The 21,700-nt window shown below is 44.2% G+C and carries 20 protein-coding genes; all 20 read right to left on the reverse strand.

Going from position 1 to position 21,700, the window contains the following annotated elements; translation table 11 throughout:
* Positions 1–5 precede the first annotated feature (5 nt).
* The 20 genes from coaE to ACAW68_05385 all read right to left on the reverse strand — a co-directional run bounded on the left by coaE (position 6) and on the right by ACAW68_05385 (position 21,698).
* The gene (gene coaE / locus ACAW68_05290) at positions 6–599 is read right to left on the reverse strand and encodes a dephospho-CoA kinase (GenBank protein ID XGA16973.1); all 594 of its coding nucleotides are present in this window, start codon (positions 597–599) and stop codon (positions 6–8) included.
* Between the two features lie 4 nt (positions 600–603).
* Positions 604–1,437: a bifunctional DNA-formamidopyrimidine glycosylase/DNA-(apurinic or apyrimidinic site) lyase gene (mutM, locus tag ACAW68_05295; GenBank protein ID XGA16974.1), complete on the reverse strand. Its 834-nt coding sequence runs from the start codon at positions 1,435–1,437 to the stop codon at positions 604–606.
* A gap of 157 nt (positions 1,438–1,594) precedes the next feature.
* Positions 1,595–4,309, reverse strand: coding sequence for a DNA polymerase I (gene polA / locus ACAW68_05300; protein XGA16975.1), 2,715 nt, complete (start codon positions 4,307–4,309; stop codon positions 1,595–1,597).
* A gap of 101 nt (positions 4,310–4,410) precedes the next feature.
* Complete coding sequence (locus tag ACAW68_05305) at positions 4,411–5,136, reverse strand: Bax inhibitor-1/YccA family protein (protein ID XGA16976.1); 726 nt, start codon at positions 5,134–5,136, stop codon at positions 4,411–4,413.
* A gap of 120 nt (positions 5,137–5,256) precedes the next feature.
* Positions 5,257–6,597, reverse strand: coding sequence for a UDP-N-acetylmuramate--L-alanine ligase (gene murC / locus ACAW68_05310; protein XGA16977.1), 1,341 nt, complete (start codon positions 6,595–6,597; stop codon positions 5,257–5,259).
* Between the two features lie 133 nt (positions 6,598–6,730).
* Positions 6,731–7,135, reverse strand: coding sequence for a hypothetical protein (locus tag ACAW68_05315; protein XGA16978.1), 405 nt, complete (start codon positions 7,133–7,135; stop codon positions 6,731–6,733).
* A 15-nt stretch (positions 7,136–7,150) separates the two neighbouring features.
* Positions 7,151–7,789 carry a YtpR family tRNA-binding protein gene (gene ytpR / locus ACAW68_05320; protein XGA16979.1) on the reverse strand — a complete coding sequence of 213 codons (639 nt, stop codon included), beginning with the start codon at positions 7,787–7,789 and terminating at the stop codon, positions 7,151–7,153.
* Positions 7,790–7,818: 29 nt separating this feature from the next.
* Positions 7,819–8,892: a glutamyl aminopeptidase gene (gene pepA / locus ACAW68_05325; protein XGA16980.1), complete on the reverse strand. Its 1,074-nt coding sequence runs from the start codon at positions 8,890–8,892 to the stop codon at positions 7,819–7,821.
* Between the two features lie 20 nt (positions 8,893–8,912).
* The gene (gene udk, locus ACAW68_05330) at positions 8,913–9,545 is read right to left on the reverse strand and encodes a uridine kinase (protein XGA16981.1); all 633 of its coding nucleotides are present in this window, start codon (positions 9,543–9,545) and stop codon (positions 8,913–8,915) included.
* Between the two features lie 51 nt (positions 9,546–9,596).
* Entirely contained in the window at positions 9,597–10,967 is a 1,371-nt protein-coding gene (locus ACAW68_05335; GenBank protein XGA16982.1) for a sensor histidine kinase, read from the reverse strand.
* A gap of 11 nt (positions 10,968–10,978) precedes the next feature.
* Positions 10,979–11,689 carry a response regulator transcription factor gene (locus ACAW68_05340; protein XGA16983.1) on the reverse strand — a complete coding sequence of 237 codons (711 nt, stop codon included), beginning with the start codon at positions 11,687–11,689 and terminating at the stop codon, positions 10,979–10,981.
* Positions 11,690–11,842: 153 nt separating this feature from the next.
* Positions 11,843–13,063, reverse strand: coding sequence for an MFS transporter (locus ACAW68_05345; protein XGA16984.1), 1,221 nt, complete (start codon positions 13,061–13,063; stop codon positions 11,843–11,845).
* A 122-nt stretch (positions 13,064–13,185) separates the two neighbouring features.
* The gene (locus tag ACAW68_05350; protein ID XGA16985.1) at positions 13,186–14,139 is read right to left on the reverse strand and encodes a DMT family transporter; all 954 of its coding nucleotides are present in this window, start codon (positions 14,137–14,139) and stop codon (positions 13,186–13,188) included.
* Positions 14,140–14,369: 230 nt separating this feature from the next.
* Positions 14,370–15,206 (reverse strand): WxL protein host-binding domain-containing protein, encoded by an 837-nt coding sequence (locus ACAW68_05355; GenBank protein ID XGA14922.1) that lies wholly within the window; start codon positions 15,204–15,206, stop codon positions 14,370–14,372.
* Positions 15,207–15,389, reverse strand: coding sequence for a hypothetical protein (locus ACAW68_05360; protein XGA14923.1), 183 nt, complete (start codon positions 15,387–15,389; stop codon positions 15,207–15,209). It abuts the gene before it with no gap.
* Between the two features lie 118 nt (positions 15,390–15,507).
* Entirely contained in the window at positions 15,508–16,476 is a 969-nt protein-coding gene (locus tag ACAW68_05365; protein ID XGA14924.1) for a WxL protein peptidoglycan domain-containing protein, read from the reverse strand.
* A 71-nt stretch (positions 16,477–16,547) separates the two neighbouring features.
* Entirely contained in the window at positions 16,548–17,681 is a 1,134-nt protein-coding gene (rpoD, locus tag ACAW68_05370) for an RNA polymerase sigma factor RpoD (protein XGA14925.1), read from the reverse strand.
* Between the two features lie 14 nt (positions 17,682–17,695).
* A complete protein-coding gene (dnaG, locus tag ACAW68_05375) occupies positions 17,696–19,603 on the reverse strand; it encodes a DNA primase (GenBank protein XGA14926.1) in 1,908 nt (635 codons plus the stop codon).
* 288 nt (positions 19,604–19,891) lie between these two features.
* Entirely contained in the window at positions 19,892–21,025 is a 1,134-nt protein-coding gene (locus tag ACAW68_05380; GenBank protein ID XGA14927.1) for a hypothetical protein, read from the reverse strand.
* A 274-nt stretch (positions 21,026–21,299) separates the two neighbouring features.
* Entirely contained in the window at positions 21,300–21,698 is a 399-nt protein-coding gene (locus ACAW68_05385) for a hypothetical protein (protein XGA14928.1), read from the reverse strand.
* Between the last annotated feature and the right edge of the window lie 2 nt (positions 21,699–21,700).

Consider the following 21,700-nt stretch of genomic DNA (forward strand, 5'->3'; position numbering starts at 1 on the left):
TTAATTTAGTGTGGTAATTGCGCCAACACGGCATCGACTTGTTCGTAGGTTTCAGCGATCGTCCCGGAATTGTCGATGACATAGTCGGCTAATTGTTCTTTCTCAGCCATTGGCATTTGAGAATTCATGCGCTTGCGGGCGTCTTCAGCCGATAATTGGTTGCGAGCCATCAGACGTTCTTGTTGTACATCAGCTGGAACCGTAACAACCATAACTGCATCAGCTCCGGCTGCGTTATTGCCTTCTAACAACAACGGAATGTCCAAAACAATTAACGGTACGCCCGCCTTTGCATACGCATCAGCCTGTGCCCGCATACTTGCTTGGACACGGGGGTGTGTAAATTGGTTTAGTTTTGCTAATTTCTCTGGGTTACCAAAGACAACAGCTCCCAACGCTTTGCGGTTAAGCGATCCGTCAGGTAACAGCATCTCATCCCCAAATTCCGCCACAATATCCGCTAAGGCCGGTTGACCTGGTTCAACAACTTCGCGAGCGACGACGTCAGCATCAAGCACCGGAATCCCCAGTTCTTTAAAGTGATTAGATACGGTTGACTTACCGGTAGCAATACCCCCAGTTAATCCCAATTTAAACATGTTTTTAATCCTTTTCTACTTGGCAAACAGGGCAATAAGTTGTCCCGCGTTGTGCAACTTTCATCTTCTCAAGTGGGTGTCCACAACGAAGACACGGTTCACCAACACGTCCATAAACTTGCAACTCATTTTGGAACTCACCTGCTTCACCGAAGGCCGTCGTAAAACTGTGCACGGTTGTACCGTGGTGTTCAGTGGCACGAGCAATTTCATGAATGATATTCTCACGCAAGCGGGCTAGTTCGTCTTCGGTTAGCTTGTTCGCGGCTGTTAACGGGTGAATCTGTGATTGCCACAGCGTTTCATCGACGTAAATATTACCTAACCCCGCAATATGGCTTTGATCAAGCAAAAATGGCTTGACGTGCATACGTGACTTGCCAAATTCACTAATCATATAAGCCAACGATAAATCCTGCTCAGTTGGTTCTGGACCAATTTTAGCCAATCCAGCAACTTGTAGCGCTTCAGCATCTGGTACAAGGTTCATACGACCGAACTTACGTGTATCTCGGTAAAACAAATCAATTCCCTCATCAAGATGGAATGTCACTAGGTCGTGCTTACCAGGCTCGGTACCCGCTGGCACGGTATAGTAGGCACCTTCCATACGCAAATGCGACACCATGGTTAAGCCACCAGAAAAACGGAATAGCAGATATTTACCACGACGATCCACTTTATCGATTGTACGGCCAACTAATTCGGCATCGAATTCTTCTGGTGCCATACCGCCGATTGTCTTTTCCCAGCGTACCTCTGTACCCAGTACTTTACGTCCTACTACTAGTCGTGTAAGGCCACGACGAACCGTTTCAACTTCAGGAAGCTCTGGCATGATTCCCCGCCTTTCCGACCGTATATTTTACAGACGGTCATGTGTCATTTATCTTATTTAGTTTACCATTTTTAACAGGCGACGGTTAGATATAAAATACAATCTTATCGACATAAAAGACCCAGCAAAATGAATTGTTGGGTCTTCAAAATATCTATTACTTTGCGTCGTACCAGCTCTTGCCTTCGTGACTGGCAACTGATAGTGGCACATCCAACTTAACAGCTGAATCCATGATGCGTGGCACAAGTTCATGCAACGCTTCAATTTCGCTGGCTGGTGCCTCAAAAATCAATTCGTCGTGTACCTGAAGTAGCATCTTCGCTTGCAAACCTGCATCCGCAATCGCTTGTTGCATGTTAATCATCGCAATTTTGATGATGTCAGCGGCTGAACCTTGAATTGGTGAATTCATCGCCGTACGCTCCGCAAAGCTACGGGCGTTAAAGTTCTTCGCCTTAATATCAGGCAAGTAACGACGACGGTGCGCAATCGTTTCCACATAGCCCTTTTCACGCGCTGACGCAATAATGTCTTCTGACCATTGCTTAACACCTGGGTATTGTTCAAAGTACGTGTCGATGATTTGCTTGGCTTGCTTTCGTGACACACCAATGTTCTTGGCCAAACCAAAGTCAGAGATACCATACACAATACCGAAGTTCACGGCCTTTGCTTGACGACGGATGTTGCCATCAACCGTTTCTTCTGGCGCTAGACCAAAGATACGGCGTGCTGTGGCCGCGTGAATGTCCTCGCCATTAATAAATGCTTCTTGCAAGTGTTTGTCACCAGTTATGTGTGCCAAAACACGCAACTCAATTTGTGAGTAGTCAGCACTGAAAATCATCCAGTCTTCTTGTCGTGGAATGAAGGCCTTGCGAATGCGGCGACCTTCTTCAATGCGTACTGGGATGTTTTGCAAGTTTGGCTCAACTGATGACAAACGACCAGTCTGCGTCAATGTTTGCAAGTAACGCGTGTGCACCTTTGAATCAGAACCGTGAATCACACGCAACAATCCTTCGACGTACGTTGATTGAATCTTCGCAATCTGGCGGTATTCCAAAATTGACGCAACCAGAGGGACATCCCCCATTTGCTCCAAAACTTCAACACTGGTTGAGTAACCAGTCTTAGTCTTCTTAATTGGCGTGTAACCCATTTCCTCGAACAAGATAACCCCTAATTGCTTAGGAGATTGAATGTTGAATTCGTGGCCCGCTTGTTGATAAATCGTTTGTTCAAGTTCTGATAAACGCTCCGTCAACTTGCTGCGCATTTCGAGCAACGTGTTGGCATCCACTGTAATACCGGTTGCCTCCATGTCAGCTAGCACATACGTCAACGGCAATTCGATTTCTTCGTACAAATTCGTTTGTTCGTGGTCGGCTAGTTTCTTGATCAGTGGCGTCTTCAAGTATTGAATAGCCATCGCCTTGCGACCAAGGTGCTCAAAAAGATCTTCATCGGCTTCAGGAATGGCAAACTTGGCCCCCTTGCCGTAAACCTCTTCGTCAGTACGAACCGCATAGTAGCCGTTTTCGTGGGCTAATGCGCCTAAATCGTTGTTATTGTCGTTCGTGTCTAGCAAGTACGCAACCAACAACAAATCGAAGTCAACCGCTGGGAATGTCACACCAAGACGACGCAACGCCACGATAGTCTCCTTGGCGTTAAAGACATTTTTCTTAATCGCTGGGTCTTGTAGCATCTTGTTAACGGGAGTGCCTTGTACCAGCAACTCAATGTCACGACTCACAAAGTATCCGTGCTCATTATTACCAATTGCAAACCCGACTGGTGCGGCTGTGTGGTAATTATCACCATCTAGTTCAAGATAAAAACTAACCTCATCACCAAGCTGTTCAATGTGCGTCAAGTTTGTGGCGGTCAACTCACGAACTTCCAAAGGCGTATTGCTCAAATCATGAACTGGTTCACCGTTTTCATCAGCCTCATTGTGCAGTGGCGCAGGGATGGTGTGTCCTTGATTAGCCAACTTCACCAATTGTGCCTTGAAATCTAAATGTTGATAGAACGGAATAATGGCGTCGTAATCTGGCCCTTGATAAGCCAAATCAGTCAACGTGTAATCAACCGGTGCATTCGTGCGAATCGTTGCCAAGTCACGTGACAACAACGCATCTTCCTTACCAGCAACCAACTTTTCCTTTTGCTTAGAAGCTTTCATTTCATCAATGCGCTCATACATCTCAGGAATGGTGTGGTATTCCTTCATCAACTTGATTGCTGTCTTAGGACCGATGCCAGCAACACCGGGATAATTATCACTCGTATCGCCTTGGAGTCCCTTAACTTCAACGATTTGCGCTGCAGTCAAACCGTCGTAGACTTCTGCAACCATCGCTGGTGTGTAGTGATCCATTTCGGTGATACCCTTCTTAGTCACCCAAACAGACACATCGTCGGTCACCAATTGCGTCATATCACGGTCTCCCGTCACAATTGTTACCGCGTAACCGGCGGCTTCTCCCATACGAGCAGTGGTTCCGATAATATCATCAGCCTCATAGCCAGGTAGCTCGTATGACTTGATTCCGTGCAATTCAACCATCTTACGCAGTGGTTCGAATTGTTCGACCAATTCTTGTGGCGTCTTGTCTCGGTTTCCCTTATAGTTGTCAAACTTTCCTGTACGGAACGTCGTCTTACCAGCATCCCAAGCAACCAATGCCAAATCAGGCTTAAATGGATCAACAATCCCGTCCAACAGGTTGTTAAAGCCTACTAGCGCGTTCGTGTGTAGTCCTTCGTGATTTACAAAACGGTCAACTTGGTTAATCAGCGCATAAAATGCACGAAAAGCCAGTGAGTTACCATCAATCAATAGTAATGTTGGTTTTGCCATGTTTATCTCATTTCCGGGTGACGTGTCACCCACCGTAGTCATATCTTTAGTGTAACAGAAAAGCGCCTCGCAAGTAACGAGACGCTTTAATATTTATGGGTTTAATCGCGTGATCCACCGAATGCAGTGAACAATTGAATCATGTAGATGAACAAGTTAATGAAGTCCATGTATAGTGACAACGCACCTGAAACGGCCATTCCTTGTTCCATGTCTGCATCACCAGCAAATTGCATGTACATTGCCTTCAAACGGTTCATGTCGTATGCCGTAAACAATGCAAAGACAATCACACCAACAACTGACAAGAACATGTACACAATGCTGTTGAAGAAGAACAAGTTGATGATGCCTCCGATAATCAAGGCAATCAATGAACCAAACAAGATAGATGACATTGACGCCATTGACTTCTTAGTCGTGACACCGTACAAAGCCATACCAGCAAACAAGAATGCCGTCGTCAAGAATGCCGTTGCTAACGTTCCAATTGGCGTTACCATACCGATGACCGTGAACATCAATCCGTTCAACACGGCGAATCCCATCAACATACCAAATGCTTGCGCTGGGCTTTGATAAACACGCTTACCAAACAAGTAAACGAAGCCAAACACAACGCCAATCATGATGATTGATGAAATTGGGCTGCTGAAGATCGTTGCGATTTGGCGCGCAAACATTGTAATGCCCAAGTATGCCGTAACTGCAGTTACCAACAATGCCAAGGCCATGTATGTGTAGACCTTCTTAAAGAAACTGTTCAAGCCTTGCATATCTGGGTTAACCAGACGTGGCTCTTGTTGTTCAAATCCAAAATTATCCATATTATTAATACCTCTTTCGTTGTCCGAAGACAATGTTTTGGTTAACTACCCCAATGTGTATATTATAACAAAAACCTTAACTGAAACTCTATGGTTCAGTTAAGGTTTTTAATCGTTTTTTTACTGTAGGTTTGATTGCGTGTTCGCTAGAATCTTCTCAAACGCAAACTCCGTGTTTTGCAAATCACCAGCACCCATGAAGATAAAGACACCTTCTTCGTGGTCCAACAATGGTGCGACGTCAGTTGGTGATACAATGCCACCAAACTTTGAAATCTTAGCACCCAAATCTGATGATGAAATATCACCAGCAGCTTCACGTGCTGAAGCAAAGATTTCTGTCAAATACACCTTGTCAGCCAATTCAAGTGACTTTGCAAAATCATCTTGGTATGCGATGGTACGTGAGAACGTGTGTGGTTGGAAGACAGCCACCAATTCACGTCCAGGGTACTTTTGACGCGCTGCATCCAAGGTTGCCGTGATTTCTGATGGGTGGTGTGCGTAGTCATCAATGATGGTTACGGGGCCAATTTGCTTTTCAGTAAAGCGGCGCTTAACACCCTTAAAAGACAACAACTCCTTGCGCACAAGATCGCCATCAATCTTTTCAAAGTATGCAACAGCGATAACAGCCAAAGAGTTTAGCACACCGTGTTGACCGAACAAAGGCACCTCAAAGTTACCCAAAAATTCATCGTGGTAGTAGACATCAAAGCTAGAACCAGTCGTTGAACGCTTAATATCAGTCGCGTAGAAATCATCCGTTTCAGGGTTCGTACCGTAGAAGTAAACCGGCACATCCACCTTCATTTGGCGAAGTTGTGGATCGTCACCCCAAGCAAAAATACCCTTCTTGACGTTGTTTCCGAATTCTTCGAAAGCACTGCGAACGTCATCAACACCCGTGTAGTAATCAGGGTGATCAAAGTCGATGTTGGTCATGATGGCGTAGTCAGGTGTGTAATCCTTAAAGTGGCGACGGTATTCGTCAGCTTCAAAAATAAAGAAGCGGGCGTCAGGAACTCCCTTACCTGTACCATCTCCAATCAAGTATGACGTTGGTGCGATACCAGCCAACACGTGGGCCAACAAACCAGTCGTTGACGTCTTACCGTGGGCACCAGCAACACCGATTGACGTGTATTGCTTAATTAGGCTTTCAACCATGTCAGGGTACGTCACAACATTTACTTGATCACCCATTGCCAAAGCTGCGGCAACTTCTACTTGATCATCAGTAAAGGCGTTTCCACGAATAATCGTCATACCTGGCTTGATGTTTGCGGCGTCGAATGAATACATTGGAATACCTGCTGCAGCCAAGGGCTTTTGCGTGAAAGTATATTCGTCAATGTCAGAACCTGCGACTTGTAGGCCTTGATCGTGAAGAATCAAAGCCAGCGCACTCATACCTGAGCCCTTAATTCCAATAAAGTAGTACAACGTATCTTTGTCCATTTTCATTCGTCCAATCTGTTTGTAAGTATCATCTATTATACACGTAAAACCGTCCACAGACAAAAACTCAGCGGAAAAAGAAAGAAGCCTTAACCATGAATAAACACGGTTAAGGCTTCAATGTCAGTTAGTCTTAAAAATACGATGTTTCGCTCTTGGCAGCCACGCTTGCTTCTTCAGATAAAATATCGTCCAAACTCAAACCTAGCCCCGTTTTAACATGCGTGTTGGCATGCTTTTCATGAGGGACTGCTGGTGCTTCGCTGGCCACAACCGTTGTCACCGACTTATCAGGAACCGTCACTGTTTCCACTTGCGGTTGCAACGTTTCCACGATAACTAGTTCAGCTGGTTGTGATACGACTGGCATTTCAACCTCTTCAGGTTCAGCTGCCGGCTCGGCAAGTACATCAACGGCGCCCTCAGACGAATCCGCCCACATGACATAGGCCGTCTTAGCCAACAACAAGTGCGCGACTTGCTCATCGTAGTTTTCCATAAGACGTTCATAAAAGACGATGGGACGACGATCAGCCATGCTGTTACCCCCGTCTTATTGGAACAACGCTTGTGCTTCGGCTGAGTTTGCGTCGAATGGTGTACCAACTTCCGCAAAGTCATCTGGCAAAATCAAGGCACCTGGTACTTGTGGTGCATTTGGCAAACGCAACTCACGACCAGACGTAATCATACCGTTTGAGGCAACGCCACGCAAAGCACCGGGCCAGATAATCAAACCTGAAGGCATCATCGCCCCAACCTTAGCAACAACAACCTTAATGCCTTGGCGCATGTTTGGTGAACCTGAAACGATTTGCACGCGTTCATCATTGTCCACTACCGTCGTTGTCACTTGCAAGTGATCTGAATCTGGGTGTGGCTCTGCTGACTCAACATATCCGACAACAAACTTAGGCGTCGTATCAGCTACCAATACATCTTCGAATCCTGCGGCTGCAAGTACTTCATTCAACTTGGCAACTTGTTCTTCTGTCAAAACAACTTGACCGTTAACATCTGACAAATCAAGGATTTGTGAAGCGTTCAAAAAATTCAATCCCAAAAGGGCGTTGTCCTTATCAGCAAGGCGTACAACATCTCCCTTTTGCGTTGCGGTGTGCTCTGCTGCTGGGGCAGTCAACACAACCAAAACATCACCCATTCCGGCTGGGTTGTAGCTGGTAATCAACATCTTGTCAGTCTCCGTTTCTTTTTTATTTATTAATCACCGTAAATAATGTCATTTACAGTTGTCTTATCAAGCTTTTGTGCAAGGGTCTCAACCAGTGCTTGAGCAGCTTCAAAGTCTGAAACTGACCAAACCGTCTGGTGTGTGTGAATATAACGTGAAGCAACACCCAATGCAACCGATGGCACACCAGACAATTGTGATTGTGCACCGTGCGCATCAGTGCCACCCTTAGCCACGAAGTATTGCAACGGAATACCCGCATCATGTGCAGTATCCAACACAAATTCCTTCAAGCGTAATGGCATGATGACACCTGGATCATAAACACGCAACAAGGCGCCGTGGTCCATTTGACCTTGACCTTGTTCTGATTGGGTGTCATCGGCTGCAGATGAGTCAAGCGCAAAGAAGATATCAGGTCGCAATTGGTTAACCGCTGGGCCGACCCCTCGCAAACCAACTTCTTCTTGGACATTTGCCCCCATCATCAACGTATTAGGCAACGAAACACCTTGCAAATTCTCAAGGGCATTCAAAATCGTGACCAAGCCAAAACGGTTGTCCCAACTCTTTGACACAACACGCTTGCCGTTTGCCAACATTTCTGTTTTAACAGCTGGCACAATGAAATCACCTGGGTGAACACCGAATGAGGCTGCTTCATCGGCTGAAGTAAACCCACCATCAAACAAAATGTCTTGAATCTTCGGTGCACCATTCACACCACCTTCACGCAAAAAGTGCGGTGATACCGCTGAAGACACAACTGGGTATTGGTTATCGCGAGTAAAGAGTGTAAAACGTTGTGCTGAGACCGTGTATGGGTTCCAACCACCAACTGGGTCGACTACCAACATACCACGCGGTGTAATTTGCGTCACGATGAAACCCACTTCATCCATATGCGCACCAATCATAATACGTGGGGCATCTGCATCATCGTTATGACGAATACCATAGATACCACCCAGGCCGTTTTGAACAACTTCATCAACAAGTGGCGTCAAATCCTCACGAAAGGCCTTACGAACAGCGTGTTCTTGACCAGAGGTTCCCTGCAACTCAGTATACTTTACAATACGATTCCAAATACGTTCTTCCATGTTGTATCACACTTTCTTTTTTACTTGTGCAAATCTAGAATGGCGCGGATTTGCGCTTCCAACATGCCAATACCAACAACGTTTGCGCCACCTTCAGGCAAAATAATGTCAGCGTATCGCTTCGTTGGTTCAACGAATTGGTGATACATTGGCTTAACCGTTGCCAAGTATTGGTTTACAACTGATTCTGTCGTACGACCGCGTTCAACGATGTCACGTTGCATGCGACGGATGAAACGCAAATCGTCATCTGTGTCAACGTAAACCTTAATGTCTAACATGTCACGCAATTCAGGTTCAGTGAATAGCAAAACACCTTCCACGATGATAACGTCTGATGCTTCAACTGTGACTGTCTTATCAGAACGCGTGTGGGCAGCATAGTCATACGTTGGTTGTTCGATTGATTCGCGTTGCAACAATTGCTTCAATTGGGCAATCAACAAATCGTTATCTAATGAATCCGGGTGATCGTAGTTCGTCGCAACGCGTTGCGTCATACTCTTTTCACTTTGATCCTTGTAATAAGCGTCTTGTGGGATCATAACCACAGATTCACCCTTCAAGCGCTCGATGATTTCACGGCTAACCGTTGTCTTACCTGAACCTGAACCACCAGTAACTCCGATAACAACTGGACGTGAATTAGACATAGTACAATCCTCTTTCTTCAATTCAATTCAATTCAATTCTTTAAATATAACTTATTGTAGGGGTAGTGTCACTGTAATGGTTGTCCCAACACCAACCTGGCTATCCAAATCAATTGTTCCCTTAGCTTGATTGACTAAGTCATTGACAATGGCAAGACCAAGACCGGTGCCTGGGATTGCTTGATTACGTGACTTGTCAATTCGATAAAAGCGTTCGAAAATGCGATTTTGTTGCTCACTTGGAATTCCGAGGCCAGTGTCCTTAACGGCAACCACAAATTCAGAAGCCGTGACCATGGCGGACACTTTAACCAATCCATCCTGACGATTGTACTTAACAGCGTTAACAATCAAGTTCGTCAAAATTTGGCGAAGCACGGTTGCGTCTTGCGTTACCGTAAAGGATGGCGCAACCTCATTCTGTAGGGTTAAATGTTGCTTTTCGGCACTCTCGGCTTGTGACTTAAAGATGTCATTAACCATATCAGACAATTTGATTGGCGTTGCATTTTCCTGACGTTCAGGCACTTTAGCAATCGTCAAAATATCCTCGGTCAACTCCAATAAACGGTTAGTTTCCGATTGGATAATGGTCAAGAACTCCTGACGTGCGTCTGGATCGTCCTGTGCCCCGCCTAGCAACGTTTCCGTAAAGCCGGCAATGGCCGTTAACGGTGTACGCAATTCATGTGAAGCATTTGCGATAAAGGCACTTTGCATATCCTGCATCTGCGTAACCTCAGTCATATCGTAAAGCAAAACCAATAATTCGTGGTGACGTTCGCGCGTTTCATAGTAAACCAACGAAACGTCGACGATGCGGGCATCCAACTTCACCAGCTCACGAACATGCGTTTGTCGCTTTAATGATTGTTCGAACAACGATAATAGGCGGTGATTTTTAATAACATCATCATACTGTCGTCCCACAACGTTCTGCGTCAGCCCCAGTAATGTTTGAGCTTGTGGATTAGTCTGAATAATCGTTCGTTCAGGTGTAATACGCAAGGCGCCAAGTGGCATGTTAGCCATCAGAGCAGCCAATGTACTTCCTTGTTGTTGTAGCAATTTAATGCGGTTACGATTTAATCGCTGCACATCATTAATCGCTTCAGCCAACGGTGCTAATGAATCGTCCGGACGCATCAAGATGTGCCCCGCGCGCGTATTATCTGTTTGTAAATCCCGCAATTTATCAATAAAAATCGCCATGTGTTGATCACGACGTTGTTGTTGCAAGTCCAACACCAATGTTGCAACGCCAGCCAAAATCATCGATAACAACAATAACAAATGCGCTTTTGGCATTCGCGTTTCATCACCTGTTAACGCAGCTACCAGGAAAAGTCCCCAGATGAGTACGAAGAACAAGGCCCAGAAAACGACAAAACGTTTCGCGTTATGCATTAACTCTGATTGCATGTTTGTCCTCCTTATTCAGCTGTCGGTTGATTGTCGAAACGGTAGCCAAAACCACGAACCGTCTTCAGATGGACAGGATGCTTTGGATCATTCTCAATCTTATCGCGCAAGTGTGAAAGGTGCATGTCAACCATACGCGTATCTGGACCAGTATACTCATAGCCCCAAACACCGTGCAGAATCGTTTCACGACTCAAAACACGTCCCTCACGTTCAGCCATATAAGCTAACAATTCATATTCCTTCGGGGTCAGTTTAATAACCTCACCGTCACGTTGCACAACCATCCTGTCAAAGTCGATCATGATATTGCCGAATTGCTTCGTCTTATTCTCGTTTTTACTCTCGGGTGTCGTGACGTCAAAGCGACGTAACACGGCTCGTACACGTGCAATCACTTCACGCGGACTAAATGGTTTCGTCACGTAATCATCAGCACCAATCTCCAACCCTAAAATTTTGTCAACTTCCTCATCCAAAGCAGTCAACATGATAATGGGAATACGGTTCTTTTCGGCGCGTAATTCGCGAGTGACTTCAACACCACTTTTGCCCGGCAGCATCACATCCAACAGCATAATATCAATTGGTTGTTCAGCCAGTGTTGCAATGGCGCTTGGACCATCGGTCGCACTGACAACATCAAAACCTGATTTTTTCAGATTGTATGTCAGCAATGTCACCAAAGAAGGTTCATCATCAACAACTAAAACTGTCGTCATCACGGTAACTCCTGTGTTTAATATTACTTCTAGTGTACCACGACTTTGCTGGCTTCTGACCGGTAATTCCAACTTTTCGTCATAACTAAATGAGCGTTCGTTTAATTAAGTCTGCAAAATAAAAAGGCATTACTGCCCTTTTACTTTATGAGGCTATGGTTGTGCCAGCTTCAAAGCGTGTTTACGACTAATGGCCTTAATAGCAAACATGCCGGCTAACATCATCGCACCTAGGAGAAACACGGTCCACTCCCCCATTTCGGAAACACCATACCCAAATGCAATTGTGATAATTGGCGCGAATAAATCCGTCGCAAAAAATGAAATACCGAAAACACGTCCCAAGTATTCTGGTGCACTATCTTGTTGCCGCACTGTATTGATCTTAATGACAAATGACGCACGCGCAAAGCCGTTTAAGATGACTAGCACGATGAATACCCACAACGTTTGAACAAACGTGCCTAATATGAATGCGACTCCCAACACGTAAAAGTCCCAGTATAGCGTTTTCAATGAATTTAGATGTGGCAAGCGGGCGAATAGCAAACCAGCTACGATTCCAGCTACCGCAGCCAGCGTTAAAGCAGTCGAATAATCAGTCGCAGTTCCGTGATAACTGTGTTGAATCAAGAATGGCATCGCGATGATAAAGCCCTCAAAAAAGAAATTACTCCACATCGTTAGCAACATCGACTCGAACAACCGTGGCTGAGAGACGACATAACGATAACCGCCAATCAAGCTTTGCCAAAACGATTCTGACTGGACGCTCTCGTGTTTTGGCGTTGGTTGATACTTAATTGCTAGATTCAATCCGACTGTAATTAACAACATCACGCCAAAGATTTGTAGAAATGATTGTAGGTCAATCCATTTCAAGTGCAATAGTAGTCCACCAACTAGCGGTCCGAAGGCTTGTCCCGTTGAGAAAGCAGCGGATGCCCAAGCGTTAAATCGGGCTAACGCACTCGTCTTAATAACGTCTGGTAAAATCGCACGAGCGGCCGGATACGCGAATGAGACGTCGACATTTAAGATAAACGTCAAAGCAAACAACAACCAAAGTTGCGGATGTGCGGGATTAATCACCATCGACAACGTCAACGTCCCAATCGCTCCGAATAAATCGGCCCCCAGCAATACCCATTTACGATTAAACCGGTCCAATACTGATCCAACATACACATCATTCAATAGATAAACCAGGAACCCAAATCCGGTCAACCATCCCAATACTTGTGCGTTACCGTAACTTGAAACCAAGAACCAATTCAAACCAAATCGGTAAACACCATCACCAAAAACTGATGCAAAATTTGAAGCAAGCAATGGAAAACTAAACTTCGCTAATTTTGATTCTCTTTCTTGCATAGTTACCCCTCTCTGAAAAACATAATGTGCTTAGTGTATCAAACTCTGTCCGCCTCGTCACTGCTGATTTGTAAACAAAAAAACCAGAACCAACAATGTGGCTCTGGTTAAAAATGTTTTGATTATAGGAACTTGATGAAGACCACACCAGCGGCCATCACAACAACTCCCAAGATTTGAATACGTGACACGCTAATCTTGGCTGAACGCCACCAGCCGAATTGTTGAACCAACATAGATCCAACGATTTGACCAATCAATCCCATCGTAATCGTCAATCCCGCACCAATTTGAGGCACTGACAAAACGCTGGCGAAGACGAACAAACCACCAAGAATACCGCCGAGCCAGTTCCAGCTCTTAGATTGCTTCAATTCTGACATCTTTGGCAAACGCTTGTCCACAATCAATGCAACAATCGTGATCAAAATAAAGCCAACAAAGAATGAAATGAATGATCCTTGGGCAGGTGCATGTAGCAAGGCACCTAAGCGACCGTTGATGGCTTGTTGCATAGCTGAGAATGCACCCGCAATAATAGCCCATACACGCCAACCTAGCAATTCAGTGTGTGTTTCCTTCGCTTGGATCGCCTTATCCATTGCTTCAACATCCTTGTTCAAAACGTTTGGCAAAACAACCGCGACGACCACACCAGCAATCAAAACAATCACACCGATGACACGTAGCGCCGTCAAAGGAATTGGTTGTGATCCAAACCAGCCAAATGTATCAATAAGCGTACCCATCAAAATTTGACCAAGGATTGGCAAAACAACTGTTTGGATTGCGCCCAAGCGTGGGAATAGCAAAACGTTTGATGTCAAATAAATGGCACCCAGCACACCACCCAACCAAATCCATGCTGGATTTGATTGAATGAAAGTCATTGTTGGAAATACTTGATGCGACTTAACAGCACTAACAATTGCCAAAAAGACAGAACCAACCAAAAATGAGATTGCTGCTGAGATAAATGGTGAGCCCACCACCTTCTTCATATCAGCGTTAATTGGGTTTTGGTTCGCAAGCATGAAACCAGCAAACAATGACAAACCTAGAAATACAAAATTCACTGTTCTTCTCCTAAAAAATAAAATCGTTATTAATGAATGCTTTATTATTGTAAGCCTTTAAAGATGTAATGCAAGCATTTTGAGCAATCTATTTTGTGAAAAAATGTGTTTTTGTAGATTTAAAAAGCCTATTTATAGCCATTCTGAATATTATGTTGTTGATTTTTCTTCACAAGCTTGTGAAATAAAAAAGGGATTAGCCAGTGACTAATCCCTTTTTAGATAATCTATTAATCATCCTTACGCTTCAAATCTTCACGCGGTCCATTGTGCTTGCGACGGCGCTTTGGCAATAGGTAACGACCTGCCAAGAACACAACCACAAAGACGACGATTGGCCAGATCAATAGCTTCCACCAATTGGCTGGATTCTTCCAATCATCAGCTGCACTAACTTGTTGGCCGGCCAATTGCGCAACTTGTGCGGCAGTGACCTTTAACGTGCGTGTTTCGGTTGTTTTAACATCACCTGAGGCGACAGTAACATGAACCTTGTATGTGCCAACCTTAATTGACTTAATGTTCTTCTTAATGTCGAATGTAAAACTTGATTGTGGCGCGATATCAACATTACCGTCTTTTTCGTAAACCACCTTATCATTCTTATCTGTCACGCTCGTTGTAACAGTTGCATCCTTAACCAACGTGTTCGCCTTATTGCTCAATGTCACGCCTAATACACGATCAGACGACAAATCACTTAGACTTGCCTTGCCTACTTTTAGAACTGGCTTAACTGGCGCTGTGTCGTTTTGTAGGATAACCGGAATCTCAGATGCCGTATTTGATGTCGTTGATCGTACAAATGAGACACCACCCACTAGTTGTCCCACGAATGATTGATCAGGCATCGTAATTGTTCCTTGAACTGACGTTTGTCCTTGGGCAGGAATTGTGACGCTGCTTTGAATGTCGATTGTATCGCCAACCTTGTATGGCACTTGTCCTGTCACATTTTGGCTACCCGTAACGTAATTAACCTTACCGTTATCACGCGTCGTTGCCGTACCGCCAGTCAGACGCAAGGTCATTTCTGAATCGGTATTGTTCTTGATATAGAACGTCACTTATTCTTTTTGACCAGGCGCCAATTTCAAATCAATTGATGACAAGTTATTCTTGTCGATTTGAGACGCCGGAATATCCGCTGTAATATCATATGCGGGTAACGTGTCAGCTGAAACTGGCTTTGATACGCCAATCAAAGCGAGCGCTAACCCGACCGCATAAACTGCATGTCGCAATTTCATAACCAATATAACCCCTATTTTCACTTATTATACGTAATTATAATAATTTTTCCTGTAAAATGCACGTAACTACGCCTTAGTAGGAATATCTTACCGTATAGTTTTGAATAAAGATGTCTTATTTAACTAAGAATCGCATGTTTTTAAACCACATGACGGCCAAAACAATCGCCACGATAGCCAACAAACTAAACGCGTACAGTAACGCTTCTATAAACGGCACCTTTTGGGGCTTTTGTGTTACCGATGCAGTCGTTTTAGGTAATCTGATTTGCTTTTGCCAAGTTTGGTTCATACCGCTCCAATTTGCGACCACCTGAACACGATATTTACCACCAGGCAAGTTTTTAACATTATTTTTAACCCAATATGTCATGGTCGAGTTAGGCGCTAGCTGCGCATTACGTTGCGTCTCTTCTATCACCGTCTTCTTTGTTGCCACATTGATAATTTTTGTCGTAAACGTTGCGCCGTTGATAAACGATCCTGAAGTATTGGCGACTGCGATTGCAAAACCAGTTTGCTTGTTGACCTTTTCGTATGAAACCGCGTGAAGTTCAGCTGTCGTCGCCGGGAGATTACGTGTGTTTCGTGCCAACACAGCGACCGTTGTTTCAACAGCATCTGCGTTTTTCGAAGCTGGTAACGAGAAAGTCACACCACCTGCAATAACCCCGTCAACCGGCGTATTCGGCATCGAAATGGTACCTGTTACTTTTGCGTCTGCCTTTGGCGCCACTTGAATCGTTTGTTGGTCTAAATGAATCAGGTTTTCCATTTGTGGTCCAACATTACCGATGACGTTTTTGTCGTTATACAGTACCTGTCCCAGTGGTGAAGTTGACGCTGAACCAGTCTCGACGTTCAAAGACAACGCGTCATTTGAATTGTTCTTAATGTCAAATGACACCGATTCGACCTGGTTTGGGTTAAGCAACAGATCAAGGTAATTCTTATTTTGACTATCTAATTGCGTTTTGGGAATTGCAGGCGTCACCGTGTATGGCGGATTATCATCTGCGGAAACACCGTGCATGACCGTGAACGTTAATATCAACGCCGCCAATCCAAAGAGTATTTTTTTCATTGTCTGCTCCATGCTCTGACAAAAAAGAAAGGGCGAGGTGCAATGCCCTCGCCCTTTTCATTTCGCCTTAATTAATCCAAGAAATCACGCAATTGCTTTGAACGTGATGGGTGGCGCAACTTACGAAGTGCCTTGGCTTCGATTTGACGGATACGCTCACGAGTAACCCCAAATACCTTACCAACTTCTTCCAAAGTACGCGTACGACCATCTTCCAAACCGAAACGCAAACGCAAAACGTTCTCTTCACGGTCAGTCAACGTGTCCAAAACTGATTCCAATTGTTCCTTAAGCATTTGGTAAGCAGCTGAATCAGCAGGTGAAATAGCTTCATTATCTTCAATGAAGTCTCCCAAGTGTGAATCATCCTCTTCACCAATTGGTGTTTCCAATGAAACTGGCTCTTGTGCAATCTTCAAAATATCACGAACCTTGTCGGTCACGATGTCCATTTCGGCACCGATTTCTTCAGGCGTAGGTTCGCGACCCAAATCTTGCAACAAGTTACGTTGAATACGAATCAACTTGTTGATCGTTTCAACCATGTGCACAGGAATACGGATTGTACGAGCTTGGTCGGCGATTGCACGAGTAATCGCTTGACGAATCCACCAAGTTGCATAAGTTGAGAACTTGAATCCCTTACGGTAGTCAAACTTCTCAACAGCCTTCATCAATCCCATGTTTCCTTCTTGAATCAAGTCCAAGAATTGCATACCACGACCAACGTAACGCTTAGCGATAGAAACAACCAAACGCAAGTTAGCTTCAGCCAATTCTTGCTTAGCAGTTTCATCACCTTGCTCAATACGCTCGGCCAAAGCAACTTCTTCATCACCAGTCAACAATGACACACGTCCGATTTCCTTTAGGTACATACGAACAGGGTCATTAATCTTCATGCCAGTGGGTGCATCAGCAGCTTGCTTCAATTCCTTTTCTGACAACTTGGTCTTCTTGTTTTCAAGCGCACGTGCGGTTGGCTCGCCGTTTTCATCAACGACAGAGATACCAGCTGATTCAATCTTCTCGTATAGTTCATCGATTTGATCAGCGTTCAAACGCATTGGCTTTACCAAAGCATCTTGGAGAGCATTTTCTTTAATTTCCTTGTCGGCCTTGAACTCCTTGATGATGTTCTTAACTGCCTTATCAAATTCAGCTTGATCGAACTTTGCTGAAATTGGTGCTTGCTTTTCTGCCATAGCGGCCTCCTTAATTACTTGTGGGTCTGTTGTTCACGTAACGCGGCCATGTACTCAACACTAAGTTGGGCAACCAGCGCGTCATTGTGCATTTGATTAGCTTCTTTAATCTGACGCTGTAACCTATTAATTCTATCAGATAATGGTGCATCATGGCTAATAAATTGAATATACATGCCAACTTGACTACGATCAGCGAATAATTCGTCATCAAAGTCATCGAGCGTTGCCAAAATACGGGTCAATTCCGGCTTTTGAACAAAGTCCATGAAGCCTGCCATATCAACAATCGGCTCATTACCGTGTGTCTCACGGTAGCCGGTAGCCAACATTAATAGCGTCTCATATGGTACGTCAACAAAGGTAAAGTCTGGCGTACCCGTTACCTGTAGCCAAACATCGTTATCACGTAGCATCCATGCCAACAACATGCGTTCAGCTTTTTCCACACGTGAAATTGTACGTGGCGTTGGCGCCGGAATAGGTGCCGGTGCATCTGCCTGCCAATCACCATTTGGCGCGACCGGATAATTTGGTTCTGGTCGGCGATACCCTGATTGACGATTGGTGTTCGACCTTGGATTTGAACGATTTGCCTGTTGTTGCAACAACAATGGGCGAAGCTGATCTTGCAAGGCTTCCATCCCAATGTTGAATTCCTCAGAAATTTCGCGCAAATAAGTCTCGCGCATAACTGGTTCTGGGACTGTCGCAATAACTGCCAGTACATCACTCACATAAGCAAATAATTCTGTTTGATTATTGAGGTTACGATCCGTCTTCAAGTAACGAATGTTAAATGCAACGGGATCTTCAGTGTTGTGTGACAACACATTTAGAAATGCACTCACATCATTCGAACGCAAGAATTCATCCGGGTCTTGGTTATCCGGAATGTGGATAACATTAGCCGAGATGTGACCATTTTGCGCAACAAGGTCCAAAGCTCGCTTCGTCGCCTTTTGACCAGCAGCGTCAGAATCATAACTGATCGAAACATTGTCAGCCATACGTGACAGAACTTGAACTTGTTCTGGTGTCAAAGATGTTCCCATTGAGGCAACACCGTTTTGAACACCGGCTTGGAACGCTGCAATGACGTCCATGAACCCTTCAAACACAACGGCGTGCTTCTGCTTACGAATCGCACCCTTGGCAAGGTCCAAATTAAACAACTCTTGCGACTTGTTAAATAAAGGACTCTCCGGCGAATTCATATACTTCGCTTGCGAATCATCGTTTGACAGCCGACGGCCAGAGAACGCAATCGGGTGCCCAGCACTATCACGAATCGTGAAAAGGACACGATTCGTAAAACGATCGTGCAACGTTCCATCATCCCATTCGATGAATAGTTCTGATGATCGTAGTAATTGATAATCTACTTGTTGTTCTTGGAAATAGTTAATCAATACATCGTTTTCAGGTGCAAACCCGAGCATAAATGCATCAATTGTCCCATCATCCAAGCCTCGATCATGTAGGTAATCAAGGGCACCCTCACCTGCCTCAGTATTAACAAGCAAGTGGTGGTACAACTTTGTCGCATCTGCGTATAGCTCACGCAGCGCCTTGATTTGTGGATCAACCACTTCCGTTGCTTCATCAGATGTATAAGATGCATCTAAGTCAACACCCGCAAATGGGGCAACCTTTGCCACAGCTTGTGGGAAAGTTGCATTATCGATATCCATGATAAAGCTAAAGACGTTACCACCACGACCGCAAGAGAAGCAGTGGTAAATTTGTTTATCTTCATTAACTGAGAAAGACGGTGTACGTTCATCGTGGAACGGGCAAAGCCCAAACAGATTACGTCCCTGTTTCTTCAGTTGTACATATGGCGAAATGACATCAACGATATTAACACGTTGTCGAATTTCTTCGACTAACTGTTCTGGAATACGTGTTGCGATTGTCATCACCCCCAACTCTAAAAATGACCATTTCCAGCTCTTATAATTATACGCTTGAATGCACAATATGCAAGCGAGTTTGTCAACCCCCATTGACTAGCTGTAACCCTTGATAAATCAAGGGTTCAATTTTCACTTAAAAATATTATGTAAACTAAAATCTGATTGCATACTTGCACACTCCACGCCTCCTTATATGCCTAGAAATGGCATGTGTTTTTTATTATGAACAGTACACAATAAAAAAGGGGCACATGGCCTACGTGGTCACATGTCCCCCTTTTCATTTGGATGCTATTCTAGTTTTTTCTTTGTAGCCTTGAACAATAACCAGCTAGCCACTAGTCCTGTGACGACGTTCATCGCTATTGAAAAGAATTGCGCGGTTTGCTCCGAAAGTGTTCCTTGGAAGAATTTTATCGGGTAATCAGTTTCCCAAACCGTCAGGGCACACGTACCTGCAATGAAAATGATATAAAATAATTGGTTACCCAAATTCGAGATTTTATACTTATGAGTAATACCTTTAAAGGAAAGACGACGCCCGTTTTGAATGTGAAATCGGTTAAGATCCTGATTAATACTACCGACGAATGTTGCCAAAAGTAAAATGGCCAATAATTTCATCACGGGGTTCGGGAAAAAGCCAATCACGAAGCCGGTCCCCAAAATGAATTGGCGTTTTTTATGCGTCAGCTTAGTCTGCATTATTCCGCCAAACTCAAAACCAAAAATATACAAACCGTACGTGACGAAAGTTGCATTTTCTGAGCCAATCAATGACGCAAGTATCAGCGGCATAAATAGCAGTATATACGCCATTATAAGGCCCCTTAACACGGTTGCAAAAAACAATTCAGAATGCTTAAGCCGCCCAAACTCTAATACGGCCAAGAAACTGACAACGATAGACAAAGTCAGTAGCATCCCGATGACCAACTTTTCTTCAAATACCGCTTGGCTATTATTTAACATTGGTGATGCAAGGCTAACACGGGCGATGAAGTCTAACAACACGATAGCCAGAACCAGACCTATGGCCTTACCGTCTGTAGCCAAATTATTGACAGCAGTCTTTGGCACAACAAACAACGCTGCGAAGTATAGCAGGCCCAGCAGAATACTGCTAACGTCCATCGGAAATGCAATTTGCAGTATAACAAGAGTAACAATGATAACCAGCAAATCAATTAATAAAGTTGCTGGCTTTACCGGGCGAAACAACTTTTCAGACTTGTACGTTAGAAAAAGAGGCCAAATAGTTGCCGATGAATAACCTAATAAAACGGCAACAAGTATAGCCAACACCTTCGTATCTGACTTAATAAATGGCATAAACATAAATCCGATACAAGCAGTAGAAACACTACTTCTTAAGTTCATAAACGGACCGGTCGCAATTTGATCCGGCAATAGCCAAACGGCCACAGACCTAACCCCATACACAAGTAATAGCATTAGAAAATATGTTCCGGATTCAGAATTTGTGTAATTTTGTAACACCATTTCGTACGGTAGAATGATAGTAATATTTGCCAGAAAATATAATATGGCATAAATGAACGTATACATACAAAGCCCCCTAGCTCTCAAACTCAGTACATTGTATGTTGTTATAATGCTTTTAAAAAATGTATCATTTTCTATTCGTCAAAAAATAAAAAAGAGCAAGTCAACGATTTCTCGTTAACTTGCTGATAAGTTATTTCTGAATCCACGTTTTATCATGCAAAACCCAATCACCGTTTTCCTGATAGCGATAAAAGCCTAACACAGCCTTGCAATGTTTTTGTTCCCAGGTTAACGTCCGTTGGGTAATCTTTTCATCATGACCAAAATCGATTGATTTATCTGATTGTCGATCTGCTTTGCCATGTCTTGATAATAGATAGTCATACTGTTGGTCTGTTTCATCATCCCAATCAAGTGTTTGCAAATTTTCAAATTCTTTTCTAGTCCATGACTGTTTAGATACCGAAGACACCTTTTGTGCATGGGTGTTATTTGAAAAGCCACCACCAACATAGATTGTTTCAATTGTCAGTGAAAACACCAAGATAACACCGACAATGGACGTAAAAAGTACCAATGCATTTTTCATAA

It is taken from the genome of Weissella confusa, assembly GCA_041871065.1.
GTDB classification, from domain to species: Bacteria; Bacillota; Bacilli; order Lactobacillales; family Lactobacillaceae; genus Weissella; species Weissella confusa_A.